The organism is Calditerricola satsumensis, from assembly GCF_014646935.1.
Lineage (GTDB): Bacteria > Bacillota > Bacilli > Calditerricolales > Calditerricolaceae > Calditerricola > Calditerricola satsumensis.
In genome coordinates this window covers 1-17,135 of record NZ_BMOF01000025.1, presented here as the reverse complement: position 1 = coordinate 17,135, position 17,135 = coordinate 1, and the positions used below count along the sequence as shown (strand labels likewise).

General features: G+C 65.4%; 15 protein-coding genes. 6 read left to right on the top strand and 9 right to left on the bottom strand.

The window, feature by feature from the left end:
• Positions 1-506 precede the first annotated feature (506 nt).
• Positions 507-1,118: a hypothetical protein gene (locus IEX61_RS07115; protein ID WP_157057710.1), complete on the top strand. Its 612-nt coding sequence runs from the start codon at positions 507-509 to the stop codon at positions 1,116-1,118.
• Between the two features lie 81 nt (positions 1,119-1,199).
• On the top strand, positions 1,200-2,222 hold the full coding sequence (locus IEX61_RS07110; RefSeq protein WP_054670577.1) for a metallophosphoesterase: 1,023 nt from the start codon (positions 1,200-1,202) through the stop codon (positions 2,220-2,222).
• Between the two features lie 39 nt (positions 2,223-2,261).
• Here the strand turns inward: IEX61_RS07110 and IEX61_RS07105 are convergent, their stop codons facing one another.
• The 4 genes from IEX61_RS07105 to IEX61_RS07090 all read right to left on the bottom strand — a co-directional run bounded on the left by IEX61_RS07105 (position 2,262) and on the right by IEX61_RS07090 (position 5,271).
• The gene (locus IEX61_RS07105) at positions 2,262-2,792 is read right to left on the bottom strand and encodes a nitroreductase family protein (RefSeq protein WP_054670575.1); all 531 of its coding nucleotides are present in this window, start codon (positions 2,790-2,792) and stop codon (positions 2,262-2,264) included.
• Between the two features lie 171 nt (positions 2,793-2,963).
• Positions 2,964-3,110: a hypothetical protein gene (locus IEX61_RS07100; protein ID WP_157057709.1), complete on the bottom strand. Its 147-nt coding sequence runs from the start codon at positions 3,108-3,110 to the stop codon at positions 2,964-2,966.
• A gap of 196 nt (positions 3,111-3,306) precedes the next feature.
• Positions 3,307-3,999: an ABC transporter ATP-binding protein gene (locus tag IEX61_RS07095; RefSeq protein WP_188817332.1), complete on the bottom strand. Its 693-nt coding sequence runs from the start codon at positions 3,997-3,999 to the stop codon at positions 3,307-3,309.
• A gap of 60 nt (positions 4,000-4,059) precedes the next feature.
• Positions 4,060-5,271: an ABC transporter permease gene (locus IEX61_RS07090; RefSeq protein ID WP_188817330.1), complete on the bottom strand. Its 1,212-nt coding sequence runs from the start codon at positions 5,269-5,271 to the stop codon at positions 4,060-4,062.
• A gap of 378 nt (positions 5,272-5,649) precedes the next feature.
• Between IEX61_RS07090 and IEX61_RS07085 the strand changes: the two genes are divergently transcribed.
• On the top strand, positions 5,650-7,578 hold the full coding sequence (locus tag IEX61_RS07085; RefSeq protein ID WP_188817328.1) for an OPT family oligopeptide transporter: 1,929 nt from the start codon (positions 5,650-5,652) through the stop codon (positions 7,576-7,578).
• 9 nt (positions 7,579-7,587) lie between these two features.
• Complete coding sequence (locus IEX61_RS07080; RefSeq protein WP_188817326.1) at positions 7,588-7,986, top strand: PqqD family protein; 399 nt, start codon at positions 7,588-7,590, stop codon at positions 7,984-7,986.
• An 87-nt stretch (positions 7,987-8,073) separates the two neighbouring features.
• On the opposite strand, the gene IEX61_RS07075 is transcribed toward IEX61_RS07080, so the two are convergent.
• Positions 8,074-9,186 carry a pyridoxal-phosphate-dependent aminotransferase family protein gene (locus IEX61_RS07075; RefSeq protein ID WP_054673109.1) on the bottom strand — a complete coding sequence of 371 codons (1,113 nt, stop codon included), beginning with the start codon at positions 9,184-9,186 and terminating at the stop codon, positions 8,074-8,076.
• Between the two features lie 224 nt (positions 9,187-9,410).
• Between IEX61_RS07075 and mobB the strand changes: the two genes are divergently transcribed.
• Both mobB and IEX61_RS12705 read left to right on the top strand, forming a co-directional pair.
• Positions 9,411-10,577, top strand: coding sequence for a molybdopterin-guanine dinucleotide biosynthesis protein B (gene mobB / locus IEX61_RS07070; protein ID WP_188817324.1), 1,167 nt, complete (start codon positions 9,411-9,413; stop codon positions 10,575-10,577).
• Between the two features lie 20 nt (positions 10,578-10,597).
• Complete coding sequence (locus IEX61_RS12705) at positions 10,598-11,416, top strand: molybdenum cofactor biosynthesis protein (protein ID WP_308423723.1); 819 nt, start codon at positions 10,598-10,600, stop codon at positions 11,414-11,416.
• A gap of 62 nt (positions 11,417-11,478) precedes the next feature.
• On the opposite strand, the gene IEX61_RS07060 is transcribed toward IEX61_RS12705, so the two are convergent.
• The 4 genes from IEX61_RS07060 to IEX61_RS07045 all read right to left on the bottom strand — a co-directional run bounded on the left by IEX61_RS07060 (position 11,479) and on the right by IEX61_RS07045 (position 16,845).
• Complete coding sequence (locus IEX61_RS07060; RefSeq protein ID WP_188817322.1) at positions 11,479-13,857, bottom strand: FdhF/YdeP family oxidoreductase; 2,379 nt, start codon at positions 13,855-13,857, stop codon at positions 11,479-11,481.
• A 74-nt stretch (positions 13,858-13,931) separates the two neighbouring features.
• Positions 13,932-14,930: a GTP 3',8-cyclase MoaA gene (moaA, locus tag IEX61_RS07055; RefSeq protein ID WP_188817320.1), complete on the bottom strand. Its 999-nt coding sequence runs from the start codon at positions 14,928-14,930 to the stop codon at positions 13,932-13,934.
• A gap of 116 nt (positions 14,931-15,046) precedes the next feature.
• The gene (locus tag IEX61_RS07050; RefSeq protein ID WP_054672830.1) at positions 15,047-15,457 is read right to left on the bottom strand and encodes a Na-translocating system protein MpsC family protein; all 411 of its coding nucleotides are present in this window, start codon (positions 15,455-15,457) and stop codon (positions 15,047-15,049) included.
• Between the two features lie 107 nt (positions 15,458-15,564).
• Positions 15,565-16,845: an L-lactate MFS transporter gene (locus IEX61_RS07045; RefSeq protein ID WP_188817318.1), complete on the bottom strand. Its 1,281-nt coding sequence runs from the start codon at positions 16,843-16,845 to the stop codon at positions 15,565-15,567.
• Positions 16,846-17,135 lie beyond the last annotated feature (290 nt).

The window sequence follows — 17,135 nt, the reverse complement described above, 5'->3', positions numbered from 1 at the left end:
ACGCCGAATGCGGGGAAAAGTCAAAGCTGTTCGCACGAATTTAAGGTGAAGGGCTTTGAGCCTCTGATCTTTCCTTGTGATTCCATGGAAGATCGGATGGATGATTCAAAAATTCTGAGGAAAAATGCAACATGGTTGTCATTGGAGATCGATCGGTGATTTCCGGTTTTATTTCGTTAACAATCATTCTATTGAAAGAAGTTGCACTCCATATTACAATTCGCAGCCCTCCTGCTTTTGGCTGCCGGCGCCATGGGCCATCTTCTGGCGGTGAGGCGTGATCTTTAACCATGGAGAACGGAAACCTGCGTAAGGAAGGCGTGCGACTGTTCCGCGTGGAGCTTCGCGTATTGGCTCGCCGCCGAATATGGTTCATGATCTTGCCGATGGTTGGGCTTTATGGGATCTTGGGCGCCCTGAGCGTCAGGCATGCGATTCCTGATCACCTTCTGAACCCGTGGCAAATTGGGGTTGCTGCCCTGGGAGGCCCCTCTTTTCACACGACCGTGCTGAAAATCGTGGAGTGGATGATCCTCCCGGGTGCCTTTGTGCTCGGAATGGGCGAGCCCTATTCCCTGTCGGCGTCGCCGTGGAACCGGCTGCTTCTTGCTCGCGTGCCGAGCCGTCGGCGCCTCTGGTGGGAACGGGCCGCCTCGTGGTACGGGTGGGCCACGCTGTATGCGCTCGTGGTTTTTGCTATGGGCGTCGTGGCCGGGAAGGTCGCCCATCCGTCGGCCCCGTGGAACATCCCGCAAACCCTGAGCCTGGTCCCCGCGCACGGAGAGAACGCCTACTTCCTGGTTGCGTGGGTTGTCCTGAATCTTCTGGCCACCCTGTGGGGCTACAGCACGCTGCTGCTTCTGTTTTCGCTGCTGCTTGCGCGGCCGGGCGTGGCCACGATTTGCACACTGGTGGTTGGGTATGGATTAACGGCGCTGGGGGTGAACGCGCCCAAGGCCATCCCCTACCTTCGCCCGCTGTTGGGGGCGAGGCTGAACGGTTTTCCTGAGACCGGTTTGCAGTGGAGCGACGTTGTGTGGCTCGGCCTTACAACAGGGATTTGGATCCTGGCCGGAGCCATCGCGGGATATTTCCTCTTCTCTCGCCGATCGATGTAAAATAAAGAGAAAACTCCCTTGGTGATGTTAGCACTGAGGGAGTTTGTCTGCAGTCCGCGAACGCGAAAGGATGGTTCACCGGTGACGCGCAAACGCCGATGGTTGTACTTCCTCCTTGCGGTTGGCGCAACGCTGCTTGCCCTTGTTCTCTACACCGTCTACGACAACCAGCGGATCGTGGTGCGGCGCGAGACGGTCTTCATCGAAAACCTTCCGGAGGCGTTCAACGGCTTCACCATACTGCAGCTGACCGATTTGCATGAGAAAACGTTTGGTCCCGGTCAAAAGCGGCTGATCGACGTGATCAACCGCGAGCGGTTTGACCTGGTGGCCATCACCGGAGACATGACGCAGAACAGCGGAAGCCAAAATTTTCAGCCTTTCTATGACCTCTTGGATGGATGGAACAACCGCGCCCCCATCCTGTTCGTCGTCGGGAACACCGACCCGATCGTATATGCCTTTTGGCACAACCACGAAAAAACACCCTTCTACACGGGCATGGAGGCGCGGGGGGCCCGTTTACTAGAGTCGGTATTCCTCCTCGAAAAGGGCGAAGACCGGCTGTGGATCGTTCACGCCCAAGATGCCATGCGCAACCCTGAACCCATTTTGGCAGCCATCGCCGAACGTCTCCCGGCCGAAACCGACGAAGGAATGAAAGGCGAATTCCTTCGCCAGCAAAAAGTGTTTATGGACTTCCGCCGCTTCCACGCCGACGCCCGCCCCCGCGACGTGGTGATCGGCCTTACCCATTACCCGCTGCTTCCGGAAGACGTGGAACGGGTGCGCCGTGACGGAAAGGAGTTCCTCCTTCCCCCCTTTGATCTCCTGCTGGCCGGTCATTACCACGGCGGGCAGATTCGCCTTCCGTTCATCGGCGCGCTCTATGTGCCAGAGCGGCGCTTGGGGAAAAACGGCTACTTTCCGCCCCAAGACCGCGTAAAGGGATGGATGGACGTCGCCGGCATCCCCCAATACGTCAGCGCCGGGCTTGGCGCGCGGAACTCCGTTCCCCTGCTGGCGTTCCGCCTGTTCAATCCCCCGGAAATCAACCTGATCACCTTGAAACCCAAGCCCGCAACCGATGCCCCTGGCCGCTAGACACGCCAAGCGGCATCCGCGCGAAACCTAGCTGCCCGCCTAGCGGCCGCCAAACCGCTCGAAGAAGATCGTTTCCTCGCGCGGCGGAAGCGTCTTCGGTTCCGGTTCGACAGCCGGATACCCAAGGCCAAGGATGGCCACGACGCGCCGGTCGTCCGGAATGCCCAGGGCCGTGCGGACATAGGTCTCCCGACGCGCCGACTCGGCGGCATCTTCGCTGTGGTAGATCGCGCCAAAGGCGGCGCCCAGCCCCTGTTCCACGGCGGCCAGCCACAGGAAGGCGCAGGCAATGGCCGCGTCGTGCAGCCAGTACTTGCTCACCGCCGGCCGCCCGGTGACGACGATGCCGGCCTGGGCTTCTTTGAGCCACGGCACATAGGGCGTGGCCCCGGCCAGGTGATCGAGCATCGCCCGGCTCTGCACCACGACAAACTCGCGCGACAGAAGATTGTTGCCCGTGGGGGCGAGGTAGCCGGATTCGACCACGGCATCCAGCACCTCGCGCGGAATGGGCCGCGCCAAAAACCGTGTGATCTCCCGCCGGCGGCGGATAGCCGTAAGGACGTCCATGGAGGTTCCCTCCGATTTCTTCAGTTTTTTCGATATCTTTTCTTGGTTTTATGGTAGCACATGTCGCCGCACAGGACCATCAAAATCCTGCCGTCGTCCTGCGCGTTCGAAGGAAACATCCCCACGCTCCTGTCCCGGTAGCGCCCAACCCGGTCATCGAATTCTCGGAAATTACTCGACTTCACGCAGCATGCGTTCGATCTCCGCAACCCGGTTGCGGAGATCGGACAGATCCTCGGAGCGCTTTCGCTGCAAAGAAATCGCTTCCTCGGCCAACTTTCGATACGCTTCGTCACGCGCGATCGCGGCCTGACTCATGAGCTTGGCCTGACCGTTGGTTCTCGTTGGCCCGCTCCGCCTCGCCGCTCGTCCCGGCCGTTGTGATGGTTTTTGCCGCTTCCACAATGCTTTCAGGCGTGAGATGAAACGAAAAGGGAACCATTTCGTAAAATTTCATCGCTTTCCCGTCTGGGGAAAGCTCCATCTGGCCTGCCACCAATCGTATAAGACGTTGTCAACCCTCCGCTTCAACGCATCCCGCCACCATGCGCACCACACGATCGGCACGAGCTGCCAAGTGCGGATCGTGAGTGACGGCCACCACCGCCGTGCCCTCCTCGGGCAGCCGGGCGAGCCGTTCGATCACCCGTTCCGCCGTATCGGTGTCCAGGTTCGCGGTGGGTTCATCGGCCATAAGCACCCGCGGCCGGTTCGCCAGGGCCCGGGCGAGAGCCACGCGGCGCTGCTCGCCGGCAGACATCTGATGCGGCAGGCGGTCGGCCAGATGCGCCACGCCTACTTCCTCCAAGAGCGCGAGCGCCCGCGTGGCGTCGTCGGTCGTGCGGGTTCCGGCCAGCACGCGCGGCAGCAGCACGTTTTCGAGGGCCGTCAGCGACGGCCACAGGGCGGCAAACGGGAAGAGGTAGCCAAACGCGTGGTTGCGCAGGGAAGCCCGCGCATCGTCATCCAGCTCGTCAACGCGCTGCCCGTCGACGCGCACCTCCCCCGCCGACGGACGCGTGAGCAGGCCGGCGATGGCCAGCAGCGTGGACTTCCCGCTGCCCGAAGGACCCGTCACGGCGACGAACTCCCCCTCGCCCACGGTAAGGTCGACCCCCCGAAGCGCGACGACGCGGCGGCCTTCGCCGAGGTCGTACGCCTTGTGCACCCCCGTCAGTTCGACCACCGCGTTCTCTTCACGCGCCATATGTTTCCCCCTCCTCTCGCCGGAGACGCCGGCGCTGCCGTCCGGCGTCCCCCTTGCCGCTCATCCCGTTCCGTCGCCCAGCACCGTGTGCGGCTCTGCCTTGAGCGCCTGGCGCACCGGCCACAGCGCCGCACCCAGGGCTGCCCCCGCTGTGGCGGCCACAGCCACAGCGCCCATGGCCAGGCCGGACCGCCAGGAGGGAACCAGCAGGGGCAGGCCAAACAGCTCGCGCAGGAACGCCCGCGCGTCGTACAGCACCGACCCGACGAAGAGCGCCCCGGCCGCAGCGCCCACGGCGGTCACGAAGGCCGTCTCGAGCAGAAACAGGCGGATCGCCATCCCGCGTGTGGCCCCCATGGCACGGAGCATGGCCACCTCTTTCCGCCGTTCGGAAAGGAGGCCCGACACCGCCACCATGGTCAGGAGGACGCTCATGGCCAGGGCGGCGGCAATGATCGCAAAGCTCAGCGCTTTGACCGGCACGAGGTGTGCCCGCACGGTTTCGCGCAGCGCGGCCCCCAAGACCACGTCGACTCCTCCCACCTCGCGTTCGATGGCGCGCTTCACCGCCTCCGCCTGCCCCGGGGCCACCTGCACGTGCACAACGGATACCGCATCGGCTGGCACGCGAAGGTCGCTGGAGCCTTCGGCGGCCAGTCGGCGCGCCGTGTCGAGGCGCATGAAGATGGTCTGGTCGGTGCCCGTCCCCGTGGGGTACAGCACGTTGCGAACCACAAAGGGCCGGCCGAAGAGGAGCACCCGTTCCTGCACCGTGCCGTAGTCGTAATGGTACAAAAACCGATCGCCTCCGGCCTTGGCGCCGATCACCACCTCTTCGGGCCCCAGGTCGCGCAGCGCGGCCATCCACGGTTTCAACGTAAAGTCGGCCTGCGGGTCAAAGGCGACAACGGGAAAATCGCCGTCCGTCCCGCAGCACACCGTCGACACCGTCTTGAGGTACAGCTGCGGCGCGACCCGTTCCACGCCGGGAAGCCGGGCCAGGCGGGAGACGACCCGATCCGGCAAGTAGGAATCGGTGGGCATGCCGGCGATCAGGGCGTCGCCGGCCAGCGGCCCCAATCCCTTGGGCACCACGAGCAGGTCGGCGCCCAAGCGCGCCGCGGTCACGCTCGCCCCCGCCGTCAGGGAATGGAGGAAAAAGTAGCTGGCGAACAGAAGGCCCGCCGTCAGTGCGGCGCAGCTTCCCAGGAGCCGCGCGCGGGAGGCGCGACGCCGCACGTTGCGCCAGACAAGCCCCCACAACCCCTTCACGGGACCGTCCCCGCCGCTCATTCCTGGCGCAGCCACAAGCCGGCAATCAGAAAAAGGGTGCCAAACAGCACGCCAAACCACATGACGTTGTACACAAGGCCAACATCCATCGCCTTCGCACCCCTTCGCGCAATCGTTTGTTGATCTTTTCCCCTTCTTCTAGCATGTCTTTTCCCAGGAGAATCATTCCGAAGCAAACGCCCCGCCCGCCGTCTTGGTCCGCACGGGCGCGTGACAACCGCGTCGATTCGCATCATTGGGACAAGAATGAAATGTAGAAAAATGTCTCGAGAGTAAAGATTAAATGTTATAATAAACACGTGTTTACCCTTTATTTTTCAAAAAAGTCATGACCGTTCTGCAAAGGAGGGACCTCGGATGAACAACGAAAATCAACGGCCGCCGCAGCAGTTTGTGCCCTACGTTCCGGCCAACAAATCGCTGCCCGAGCTGACGGCCACCGCGATCGTCCTCGGGATTCTCCTGGCCATCTTGTTTGGTGCGGCCAACGCGTATCTCGGCCTGAAGATCGGCATGACGGTAAGCGCTTCCATTCCCGCGGCCGTGATCTCCATGGCCATTCTCCGCGGGATCTTTCGGCGCAAGTCCATTCTCGAGAACAACATTGTCCAGACGATGACCACCGCCGGGGAAGCGGTGGCCGCCGGGGCCATCTTCACCTTGCCGGCGCTCTTTCTGTGGAACCTGACCCCCAGCCAGACGATGATCGCCTTCGTCGTGCTGACGGGCGGCTTCCTCGGCGTGTTCATGATGATTCCGCTGCGCCGCCTCTTGATCGTGCAGGAACACCACACGCTGCCGTACCCGGAAGGCACCGCCTGCGCGGAGGTGCTCAAGTCGGGTGAGGTCGGCGGCGCCAGCGCGCGGCTTGTCTTCACCGGCTTCTTTGTCGGCGGGCTGTTCAAGGCCCTGGGCGACGGCCTGAAACTGTTCAAAACGGAAATCGAAACAACGCTGACCAAGTTCAAGAACGCCCTCGTCGGTCTGGACGCCTACCCGGCCCTCCTGGGCGTGGGGTACATCATCGGCCCGCGCATCGCCGGGCAAATGCTGGCCGGGGGCCTCTTGGCCTGGCTCGTCTTCATTCCGATGATCAGCTTCTTCGGAGCGGGGAACCCGAACGCCCTCTTCCCGGCCGAGGAGGCCATCGGCAAACTGGACGCCTGGGGCGTGTGGGACGCCTACATCCGCTACATCGGCGCGGGCGCCGTGGCGACGGGCGGGCTGATCACCCTCGTCAGGACCCTGCCCATGCTGTACCGCTCGCTCCGTGACACGCTGCGCGGCATCCGCAAAGCCGGCATCGGGCAAACCGGAGAAGTGGCGCGGACCGATCGCGACATCCCCATGCCGTGGGTGCTGGGCGGCACGGCCGTCATCATTGCCATCATCGCCTTTGCGCCCCTCACCAATGTGGGGATCATCGGCGCGCTGGCCATCGCCGTGTTCGGGTTCCTCTTTGTGGCCGTGGCCTCGCGCATCGTCGGGATTGTCGGAAGCTCGTCCTCGCCCGTTTCGGGGATGACCATCGCCACGCTGCTCATCGTCACCTTCGTGTTCAAGCTGGCCGGCGTGCACGGGATGGCCGGCATGGTGGCCGCGCTGACGGTCGGCGCCATCGTCTGCACGGCGCTGGCGGTGGCCGGCGACATCTCCCAGGACCTGAAGGCCGGCTACCTGGTCGGCAGCACGCCGTGGAAGCAGCAGCTGGCCATGATGATCGGCGTCGTGGCCTCCGGGCTGGTCATCGGCTTCGTGCTCGTCGTCCTGCACGCCACCTACGGGATGGGCTCCGAAGCCCTGCCGGCGCCGAAAGCGGTGCTGATGAAGATGGTCATCGAAGGCATCCTGGCCGACAACCTGCCGTGGGACCTCATCTTCATGGGCGCGGCGTCGGCCATCGTCATCGAATGCCTGGGCCTCAACTCGCTGGCCGTGGCCGTTGGCATCTACCTGCCGGTGCACGTCAGCATCCCGATCCTCGTCGGCGGCCTGGTGCGCTGGGCCATGGAGGCGCTGACGAAAGACGAGGCGACCAAAACGGCCCGTGTGGAAACGGGCACCCTCTTTGCCTCGGGGCTGATCGCCGGCGAGGCGCTGGTCGGCGTGCTCATCGCCGTCCTCATCTGGCTCAACGTGAAGCTGCCGGAGAACGTGCTCCTGCCGCATAGCGGCGTGACGCTGGTCCTGTTCGCCGCGCTGACCCTCCTCTTGGGTTGGGTGGCCATGCGGGCCAAAGGGCGCCCCGCCGGTCCGGCCGGCGGCGATGCGGCAGCCGAAAGGTAGGGGAGCGCCATGGCCTTTCGGTGGCGCACGCGGTTCGGCCGCAAGGAGCGGCGCAAAGGGCAAAATCTCCTGGCCATGACGCCGCGCCTGCATGAGGCGGTGCGCCTGGAGGCCGCAGAAGCCCCCGATACGCTGACGCTGGTCGTGCCGCGGACCGGCTGGCTGGAGCGCCTGTCGGTGCGCTACCTGAACCAGCCGGCCGCCATCCGCGTGGCCCTCGATCCCCTCGGCAGCTTCGTGCTCGCCCGCTGCGACGGGCGCCACACGGTGGCCGACATCGCCGCGGCGTTGCGCGAGCGCTTTGGCGACGACGCCGAACCGCTGGTGCCGCGGCTGGCCAAATTCCTGGAAATTGTCGAAGCCAACGGGTGGCTCACCTGGGACGCGCCACAAGCGAAAAGCCGCTAAAACGGGCAAACGGAACGGCCAACGCATCGGATGGCCAAACGCACCCCCATGAAAAAACCCCTGTCCACAACGGACAGGGGATTTTTTTCACCGCACCTCGGCCAGAAGCTGGCGCAGCGCCGAGGTGAAGAGCACCACGTTTTTCATCTGGCAGCTGTACCCCATGAGGCCCACGCGCCACACCTTGCCCTTCAGCTCGCCCAGGCCGCCGCCGATCTCGATGCCGAATTCCTCGAGCAGCCGCCGGCGGATCGCCGCCTCGTCGACGCCTTCGGGAACGCGCACGGTGGTGAGCTGCGGCAGGCGGTAGGCTTCCGCCACATGGAGGACAAGACCCATGTCTTCCAGGGCCGCCTGCAGGCGCCGGCCCAGCTCCAGGTGGCGGCGGTAGACGTTCTCCAGCCCTTCGTCGACGAGGACCTGTAGCCCCTCGCGCAGGGCGTAGATCATCGAAATGGGCGCCGTGTGGTGGTAGAAGCGCTCCTCGCCCCAGTATTGCTGGATCATCGACAGGTCGAAATACCAGCTTTGGATCTTCGTCTTGCGCGTGCGGATCGCCTCTTGCGCCCGCGGGCTGAAGGTGACCGGCGCCAGTCCCGGCGGCACGCTGAGGCATTTCTGCGTTCCGCTGTAGCAGGCGTCGATGCCGTTTTTGTCCACCTCCACCGGCACGCCGCCGAGGGAGGTGACCGCGTCAACGATGAACAGCGCCCCGTGCGCATGGGCCAGCCGCCCGATGTCCGCCAGCGGCTGCCACACGCCGGTGGACGTCTCGGCATGCACCACGGCGACAGCCTTCACCGGCCCGTCGGCCTGCTTCAGCGCCTTCTCCACGGCCTCCGGCGCAATGGGCTCGCCCCACGGCGCGGTGACGGGAATCACCTCGGCCCCGCAGCGCGACGCGACGTCGGCCATGCGCTGGCCAAAAAGGCCGTTGACGCCAATCACCACGCGGTCGCCCGGCTCGATCAGGTTGACGAACACCGTTTCCATGCCCGCGCTGCCGGTTCCGGACATGGCGAGGGTCAGCTCGTTTTTCGTGCCGAACACCTGCTTGAGCAGGTCACGCACCTCGTTCATCAGCGCCAAAAAGGCCGGGTCGAGATGCCCGACCAGCGGCGTGGACAGGGCCTTCAGCACCCGCGGATGCACATCGCTCGGGCCGGGCCCCATGAGCACGCGCGTTGGTACCTGCCACATACCCGTTCCTCCTTCCTCGCTTTTCCTCTTCAATTGTACACCAAGAGGGCAACCGGCTGCACGAATTCGTCGGAAAAGCCGGTCGTTTGTTGATCGGATCGTTCACCGGTCTGGGTTCGGGAAGACACGCCCTCGCGCACGCGCTACAATAAGGGTAGCCTCAACACGGGAGGGCAAAGGCCCCGCGCAACAGGCGAGAGGCCCTCCCGAAAGGATGCGATGCGATGGACGTGCTGATTCTGGTCGGCGGACAAAGCCGCCGCATGGGACTGCCCAAGCCGCTGCTGGCCTACCAAGGCCGGCGGCTTCTCGACTGGCTGCTCGACGTGGTCCACCGGGCCGGCGGCACGGCATATCTGGTTGGCAAGGCCGATTCCCCGCTGGCCCGCGAGCACCCGGAACGGTGGATCGCCGATGAGGTGGACGCCGGGCCCCTCGGCGGCCTGGCCGCGGGCCTCGCGCGCGTGAAGGGCGACCGCGCCCTCGTGCTCGCCTGCGACCTGCCGCGGATCGCCCCCGAAACGCTGACGTGGCTGTGGCGGGTCAGCCACGCCCATCCCGCCTACGACGCGTGGGTGAGCTGCGACACCGCGCGCGTGCATCCGCTCCTCGCCGTCTACCGCACGCGCATCCTGCCGCACGTGCGCAAGCAACTGGCCACCGGCGCGTACGCCCTTTCCGGCCTCTTGCGCCGCCTGACGTGGTTTGCCGCGCCGCTGCCCGAGCCGCTGTGGGCGGCCAACGCCAACACGCCCGAAGAATGGGCGGCCCTCACCGGCGAGATGCCCGCGCTGCACGGCTCGCCGCCCATTTGCCAGGAGATGCCGCCCGATCACCCCGGCGGCATCCCCCTCTCTTCCGCCCCACCCCTCGTCTTCCAGCTCGTCGGCTACGCGAAGCGCGGCAAGACGACGTGGGCCAAAGCCATCCTGTCCCACCTGGCCGCGTCGGGCTGGCGCGTGGGCAGCCTCAAGCGCGACGGAGGCGGCCACGGCCTGGCCTGGGAGACGGCGGGATCCGACAGCCGCGAACACGCCCGCGCCGGCGCCGTGCGCGCCGTCGTCGTCTCCGGCGGGGAAAAGGGCATCTATGAGCGGCGGGATGCGCCGTGGGAACTGGACGAGCTCCTCGCCGACTTCGCCGGATTGGATCTCGTCGTGGTGGAGGGCTTCAAGGACGCGCCCTACCCGAAATGGGTGTTCGTGCGCGAGCCCGAAGACTGGGCCCTCGCCCAACGCCTCGCCGGCATCGTCGGCGTGGTGGCGCACGCCCGCGCGCGCGCCGCCGCACCGCCCCTTTCCTGTCCCGTCTGGTCCTTCGAGCAGCCCGATGCGGCCCTCGCCTGGCTCGACCACTTCGTGCGCCGTCAGCGCCCCGCACCGCGCCGCTGACGGCAAAGGAGGACGAAACGATGCGCGTCACCGCTTGCCTGTTTGGCCCTCTGCGCCACGCCGAAGGAACGGACACCCTGACCGTCGACCTGGGTCCGGACAGCCGCGTGCTCGACCTCATGCTCGCCCTCATGGCCACTCGGCCGGCGCTGCGCGACTTGCTCCCCCGCTGCGCCTTCGCCCGCGACGGCGACTACCTTTCGCTCGACGCACACCTGGCCGAGGGCGATGCGCTTCTCATCCTGCCGCCGCCCGACGCGCCGCGGGACGCCGGCGACCTCGATGCCCTCGCCTCGCCGTGCGGCCGTTTCCTCCTCACGCACCGGCCCCTCGACGCCGCCGCCGTGGCGGCCAAGGTGGCCCATCCGCAAGCCGGCGCCATCCTCACCTTTGCCGGCACCGTGCGCGAATGGACGCGCGGCCGGCGCACCGTGGCCCTCACCTACACCGCCTACGAGCCGATGGCCCTCCGCACGATGGCCCAAATCGGCGACGAGGTGGCGCAGCGCTGGCCGGAGGCGCGCCTGGCCATCGCCCACCGGCTGGGCACGCTGGCCGTGGGCGAACTCAGCATCGTCATCGCCGCCAGCGCCCCGCACCGCGCTCAGGCGTACGACGCGAGCCGCTACGCCATCGAGCGCTTCAAACAGATCGTGCCGATCTGGAAAAAGGAGATCGGCGAAGACGGCATGGCGTGGGTCGGCCATCAGGGCGACACCTGGGACCCGCTGAAACCGCTGGAACTGTCGCCGGAGACGACGGCACCGCCCGTTCCGGAAGCGGCATGCTGCCGGGAAGGCGAAACAAAAGCGGCCCGCGGCGGGCTCGGAAACCCGTAGCCCGCGCGGACCGCGGCACACCCGCCGCCGACGGGGTTTGTCCCCCGCGCGGCGGGTTTTCATTATCCCGCACACGAGCCGCTTTCTTCAAACCCCTCGAGCTCATCCAGTTCGGCGAGGCGCGCCTCGCGGTACTGGATGTCCTTCTGGGCATAGAACAGCTCGGCCTTCTCCACAATGGCCACCGTGTTGTACATGGGAATCTGCGCGTGGGGCTCGTACTTGCCCCGCGGGAACAGCACGTTCCCCTCGGGCCAGTGCACGGCCAGATTGCCGCGCTGGATCGGCGCGTAGCGCGCCCGCCCGTGGAACATCCCGTGGCGGTTGTAGACGACGATGGCGTCGCCGTCGGCAATGCCCAGCGCCCTGGCGTCCTCCTCGTGGATCAGCACGTCGTCGCGCTCGGCGCCGGTCAGCGGGTCGACGTCGCCGTACACCATGGAGTTGAACTGCTTGCCGCGCCGCGTGGTGACGAAGAAGGTTCCTTCTCCCTTGCGGAACTGCGGCAGCTCCACGGGGACGAGGTTGGCCCGCCCGTCCTTCGTCGGGCAGACGCCGCCCTCGCACAGCCACATCCCGCCCCACTGGAACACGTCGCCGGCCTTCTTCAGGTGCTGGATGCCGTCGTAGTTCGGATTGGCCTTGGCGATCTCCTCGCGGATGGCCTGGGCGTCGCGGAATTGGATGAGATGGGCCTGCTCGGGCTTGACGCGCGCGGCCAGGTCAATGTAGATCTGCCACTCGGCCCGCGCCTCGGGGATGCGCGGCCCGGGGATTTCCGGGGAAAAGTAGACCATCCGCTCCGTCGACGTCGACGTGCCCCCGCCGGGCATCTCGTAGCGCGTCATCACCGGCAGGACGATAACCGCCTCCCGCGCGTCGACCAGGGTCGAGGTGTTCAGGATGATGTCGGCGTGCACGCGCAGCTCCACGCTCTCCAGGCACTGGCGCACGAAGGCCGGATCGGGCATCGTCTCGAGGAAGTTGCCGCCGCTCGTGTAGAACAGGCGCAGCTTCCGCGGATGGTCATCCGGCAGGAGGGCGTTCTCCAGGCTGACGCCAACGGTGTCACCCTGCCACCGGGGGATGGGGAAGCCCCACAGGCGCTCGAGGCGCGCGATGTTCTCGTCATCAAACTCGCCGCCCGGCAGCGAGAAGCAGTCGGCCCCCATCTCGCCCGACCCCTGCACGCCGGAATGGCCGCGGATGGGCATCACGCCGCATTTCTCCCGGCCGATGAAGCCGCGCAGGATGGCCAGGTTGACCACCTGGGTGACGTTGTCCGTTCCGAAGCGGTGCTGGGTGAGGCCCATCGACCACACGAAGACGCCCGTCCTGGCCTTGGCCAGGATCTCGGCGAACTCGCGCATCCGCTCCCGCGACAGGCCCGCCTCCTTCTCGAGGGTCTCCCAGTCGTAGCGCTGGACATGGGCCTTGAGTTCCTCGTACCCGTTCACGTGGTTTCGGACAAAGTCGTGGTCGATGGCCGAACCCGGCTGGCGCTCTTCCATCTCAAACCAGTGCTTCATCACGCCGGTCATGAAGGCGATGTCGCCGCCGATGTTCACCTGGTAGAAGTCGTCGGCCAGCTTGGTGCCGAACAGGGCGCTGTCGGGGATAGACGGGATCCAGTACCGCTCCATCGACGGCTCGCGGTACGGGTTGACGACGAGGATCTTGGTGCCCTGGCGCTTTGCCGCGTACATGTACTTCGTCGACACCGGCTGGTTGGCCGCCGGCACCGATCCCCAAAAGACGAGCACGTCGGTGCCGATCCAGTCCTTGTAGCTGCAGCTGGAGGCCCCGATGCCCAGCGTGCGCTTGAGGGCCGTTTTCGAGGGCGAATGGCAGATGCGCGAGGCGTTGTCGATGTTGTTCGTGCCGAGGAAGCGGGCCACCTTGGCCGCCACATAGTACGTCTCGTTGGTAATGCCCCGCGCCGTCAGGTAGAAGGCGGCCTGCCGCGGGTCGATCTGGCGAAACTTCTCCGCAATCCGGTCAAGGGCCTCATCCCACGTGATGCGCCGGAAGCGCCGTTCGCCCTTCTCGCGGATCAGCGGATAGGGGAGGCGCCCCAGCTTGCGCAGCGCGGTGCTGTCCAGCCGGCGCAGCTCGTCGATGTCCTGAAACAGCACGTCGTCGGGGATGGGTGGCTGCGTGTTGAGGCGCAACACGTTGAGGCGCGTCGTGCACAGGTGCGGGCCCTTCAAGGTTTGGTCGCGCAGGCCGGAGACGCCCAGGGCGCAGCCGTCGCACACGCCTTGGGTCAGGATGCGCCACGCGTAGCGCAGGTTGTCGCGGTTTTCCCACAGCGTTTTGAGCACCGCCCAGTTGTGGTGCGGCTTCTGCTCGCCAAAGCCAAAGGGTTTCCAGCTCACCCACAGCGACGGATCCGGAAGCTTCGGCAGCGAAATCGGTCCCGTGTGCTTCGTTTTCCCCATTGCTTTCTCCTCCCTCATCTCTTCCTCAGTCTCGTCCATACCCCCAGCCCCGGCGCCGCCTCGCCTCCTGGCCACTAGCCGCCGATTTGCGACATGCGCCGCCATGTCGGCACGCGCCCGTCGTCCAGCGCCTCGCCGGCCCGGGCCATCTCGTGCTTCTCCGGCTTGAGGGCGAGGGCCCGGAAGAACAGCGCGCGCAGCTTCTCCTCGTCGCCGATGCAATCGCGCACGCGCAGTTCCTCCACCCAGTACAGGCACGGCTTCAAGTAGCCGTCGGCGGTCAGGCGCAGGCGGTTGCACCCGGCGCAGAAGTGGTCGCTCACGGGATGGATCAGCCCCACGGTGCCCAAGGCACCGCGCACGCGGTACACCTCCGCCGGCCCGTTTCCCGGAACGGCGTCGTCCGCCGGCTCGAGCGGCAGGCCCGCCGCCTCCGCCCGGGCGAGCACGTCGGTAAGCGGTACGTACCCCGCTTTCCACTCCGCGTGGTGGCCGATGGGCATGTACTCGATGAACCGCACGTGAAGCGGGCGTTCCAGGGTCAAGCGGATGAAGTCGACGATCTCGTCGTCGTTCACCCCCTTCACCAGCACGCAGTTGAGCTTCACCGGCGAAAAGCCCACGGCCAGCGCCTGCTCGATCCCCTCCAGCACGCGCTCCAGCTCGCCGCGGCGGGTGATGCGGCGAAACCGGTCGGGTTTCAGCGAGTCGAGGCTGACGTTCACCCGCCGTACCCCCGCGCGGCGCAGCGCCTCGGCCTGTTCGGCCAGAAAGATGCCGTTCGTCGTGAGGGCGATGTCCTCGATGCCGGGGATGGCCGCCAGCCGGGCCACCAAGTCGGCGAGGCCGGGCCGTACGAGGGGCTCGCCCCCCGTGATGCGCAGCTTGCGCACGCCGAGCTGGGCCGCCACGCGGACGACGGCCACAATCTCGTCGTCGGTGAGCAGCTGGCGCTGGGGCAGAAACGCCATGTCCTCCGGCATGCAGTAGACGCAGCGCAGGTTGCAGCGGTCGGTAACGGAAATGCGCAGGTAATCGTGGCGCCGGCCAAAGCGATCGACCAAAGCGGTCAACGATTTCCGCCTCCTTTTGTCGCGTTCCGAAGGGCCCGTTCCACCGGGAGGCGCGCCGTTTCGATGAAAAAACCGCCGTGAATCGGCCTTTGGAGACAAAGGCGATGTCACGGCGGTTAGCCTTTAGCAGGATCGCTACCAAGTGCCAACCCGCGTTTGTTTTCCGTTTGCGCGCGAAACTTCGCTTCGATGTCCTGGTCAAACACGAAGATGGACATGGCCCAATCCTTTTCGAGGTTGATGTCCACAAAGAGGTCCACAAACTTGGCCCCCACCAGCTCTTCAATCTCCCGCGGCGGGTATTTCCGGTAGAGGTCTTTCACCATTTCCGTGCGGGCCGCGCGCAACGCCTGACGCCCCTCTTCCGTTCGGGCCATAAATTTTTCAATGGGCGTCAGGTTTCCCTCCATCTCACAAATGGCCCAATTTTTACAAAATGTTGTGGTGATCTTGACCGGCCCCTTGCCCATATACTTCTTGCGGAAGGCTCGAACCAGGTTGCTGAACTCGGCTTCGTACTTGTTCATCGTTCTCGCGCCCCCCGCCGGCCCATCTGCGAAGGGGTTGGTGGCTTACGTTCAGTATACCATGGAAGCGCATGTTACGGCAATGAACGGCTGGCCGCCGGCAACTGTCAGGACGAGATGTGGGAATGCGTCAGGCGGGCGCCTGTCGCCTGCCGCTGCGTGCGCAACGCCTTGATGTCGGCGCGAATCCAAAGGGAAACCGCCAGAGCAACGGCAAACAGGGCGGCAAAGATGGCCAAGGTGCCGGCATAGCTCTTCGTGGCATCGTAGATGCTGGACACCAAGATGGGTCCGACGACGCCGGCCAGGGCCCACGCGGTGAGCAGGTATCCGTGAACCGCCCCCAGCTCCTTGGTGCCGAAGAGGTCGCCGATGTAGGCCGGGAGCGTGGCAAACCCGCCGCCGTAGCAAGTCATGATGGCGAAGACGAGCACCTGGAAGAGGAGCGCCTCGCGCGCATTGGGCAGGAGCAGAAAGGCGCCGATCTGCAGGATGAAGAAGGCCGTGTAGACGTTGGGGCGGCCGATGTAGTCGGACAGCGACGCCCAACCGATGCGGCCGATGCCGTTAAACAGCCCCATGAGCCCCACCATCGACGCGGCGGCAAGCGGCGATAGGCCGGCGATTTCCTGGCCCATGGGCGAGGCGACGGAAATGATGGCGATGCCGCACGTGATGTTGATGAACAACATCACCCACAGGAACCAGAAGCGGCGCGTCTTGACCGCTTCGGCCGCCGTCAGCTGGGCCAGGTCAACGGGCAAGCGCTTTCTCGAATCGGCCGCTTGTTGGGCAAAGCGCGGCGGCACCCATCCCGCAGGCGGCGGCGTGAGCACCTGGGCCGCCGCCAGCATCACCGCAAAGTACACCGCACCGAGGAGGGCGAAGGTGGGGGCAATGCCCACCCGTTCGATCAGCACGGCGGCGGGCCCACTCACCAGCGAGGCAAACCCAAAACCCATGATGGCCAGGCCGGTGGCCAGTCCCCGCCGGTCGGGAAACCACTTGACCAGCGTCGAGACCGGGGTGATGTACCCGATGCCCAGCCCAATGCCACCGATCAGGCCGTAAAACAGGTACAAGAGCGGCAACGACTTCAGGGCAACGGCCAAGCCGGATCCGGCCACGCCCGTCCCGAAGAAGATGGCAGCCAGCGTTCCGGATTTCCGCGGGCCATGGCGTTCGACAAACCGTCCCATGAACGCGGCCGACATGCCCAGCGCAAAGATGGCGATGCTAAACGCAAGGGACACCTCTTTCTGGCTCCATCCCAATTGGGCCATGAGGGGCTTGGTGAAGACGCTCCAGGCATAGGCCGAGCCGATCATCAGATGAAAGGCGACAGCGGCGGCGGCAATGGCCCAGCGGTTTTGCGCAGCGCGCACCATGCGGGGACCTCCTTTGCGATCGTTTCCATTAGGGAAAAAAGAAAACGCCGCAACGCCGTTTTTGCGCCAATGGGCAAAATACGGCCATTGCGACGTTACGGCGCCAAGCAGGAGCGCTGCCGGCGCGCAACTTCGCCTTCCGTTCCGGGCAATCCGCTGACCGTCCGGCAGGAGCGCTGCCTCGCATCAGCGATGCGCCCGGCGATCCGTTCGTCCCTATTATAAAAATTGTTCACGAAGTTGTCAATTTTTCGCAATCACGAGCTTTTTTCGCTGTGCCTGTATCTAGG

What these genes read in the sequence shown, in the direction of transcription:
- IEX61_RS07045 (WP_188817318.1), bottom strand. Translation starts at nt 16,845, where the DNA reads ATGGTGCGCGCTGCGCAAAACCGCTGGGCCATTGCCGCCGCCGCTGTC.
- IEX61_RS07085 (WP_188817328.1), top strand. Translation starts at nt 5,650, where the DNA reads ATGAACAACGAAAATCAACGGCCGCCGCAGCAGTTTGTGCCCTACGTT.
- IEX61_RS07075 (WP_054673109.1), bottom strand. Translation starts at nt 9,186, where the DNA reads ATGTGGCAGGTACCAACGCGCGTGCTCATGGGGCCCGGCCCGAGCGAT.
- IEX61_RS07100 (WP_157057709.1), bottom strand. Translation starts at nt 3,110, where the DNA reads ATGAGTCAGGCCGCGATCGCGCGTGACGAAGCGTATCGAAAGTTGGCC.
- IEX61_RS07105 (WP_054670575.1), bottom strand. Translation starts at nt 2,792, where the DNA reads ATGGACGTCCTTACGGCTATCCGCCGCCGGCGGGAGATCACACGGTTT.
- IEX61_RS07080 (WP_188817326.1), top strand. Translation starts at nt 7,588, where the DNA reads ATGGCCTTTCGGTGGCGCACGCGGTTCGGCCGCAAGGAGCGGCGCAAA.
- IEX61_RS07060 (WP_188817322.1), bottom strand. Translation starts at nt 13,857, where the DNA reads ATGGGGAAAACGAAGCACACGGGACCGATTTCGCTGCCGAAGCTTCCG.
- IEX61_RS07050 (WP_054672830.1), bottom strand. Translation starts at nt 15,457, where the DNA reads ATGAACAAGTACGAAGCCGAGTTCAGCAACCTGGTTCGAGCCTTCCGC.
- IEX61_RS12705 (WP_308423723.1), top strand. Translation starts at nt 10,598, where the DNA reads ATGCGCGTCACCGCTTGCCTGTTTGGCCCTCTGCGCCACGCCGAAGGA.
- mobB (WP_188817324.1), top strand. Translation starts at nt 9,411, where the DNA reads ATGGACGTGCTGATTCTGGTCGGCGGACAAAGCCGCCGCATGGGACTG.
- IEX61_RS07095 (WP_188817332.1), bottom strand. Translation starts at nt 3,999, where the DNA reads ATGGCGCGTGAAGAGAACGCGGTGGTCGAACTGACGGGGGTGCACAAG.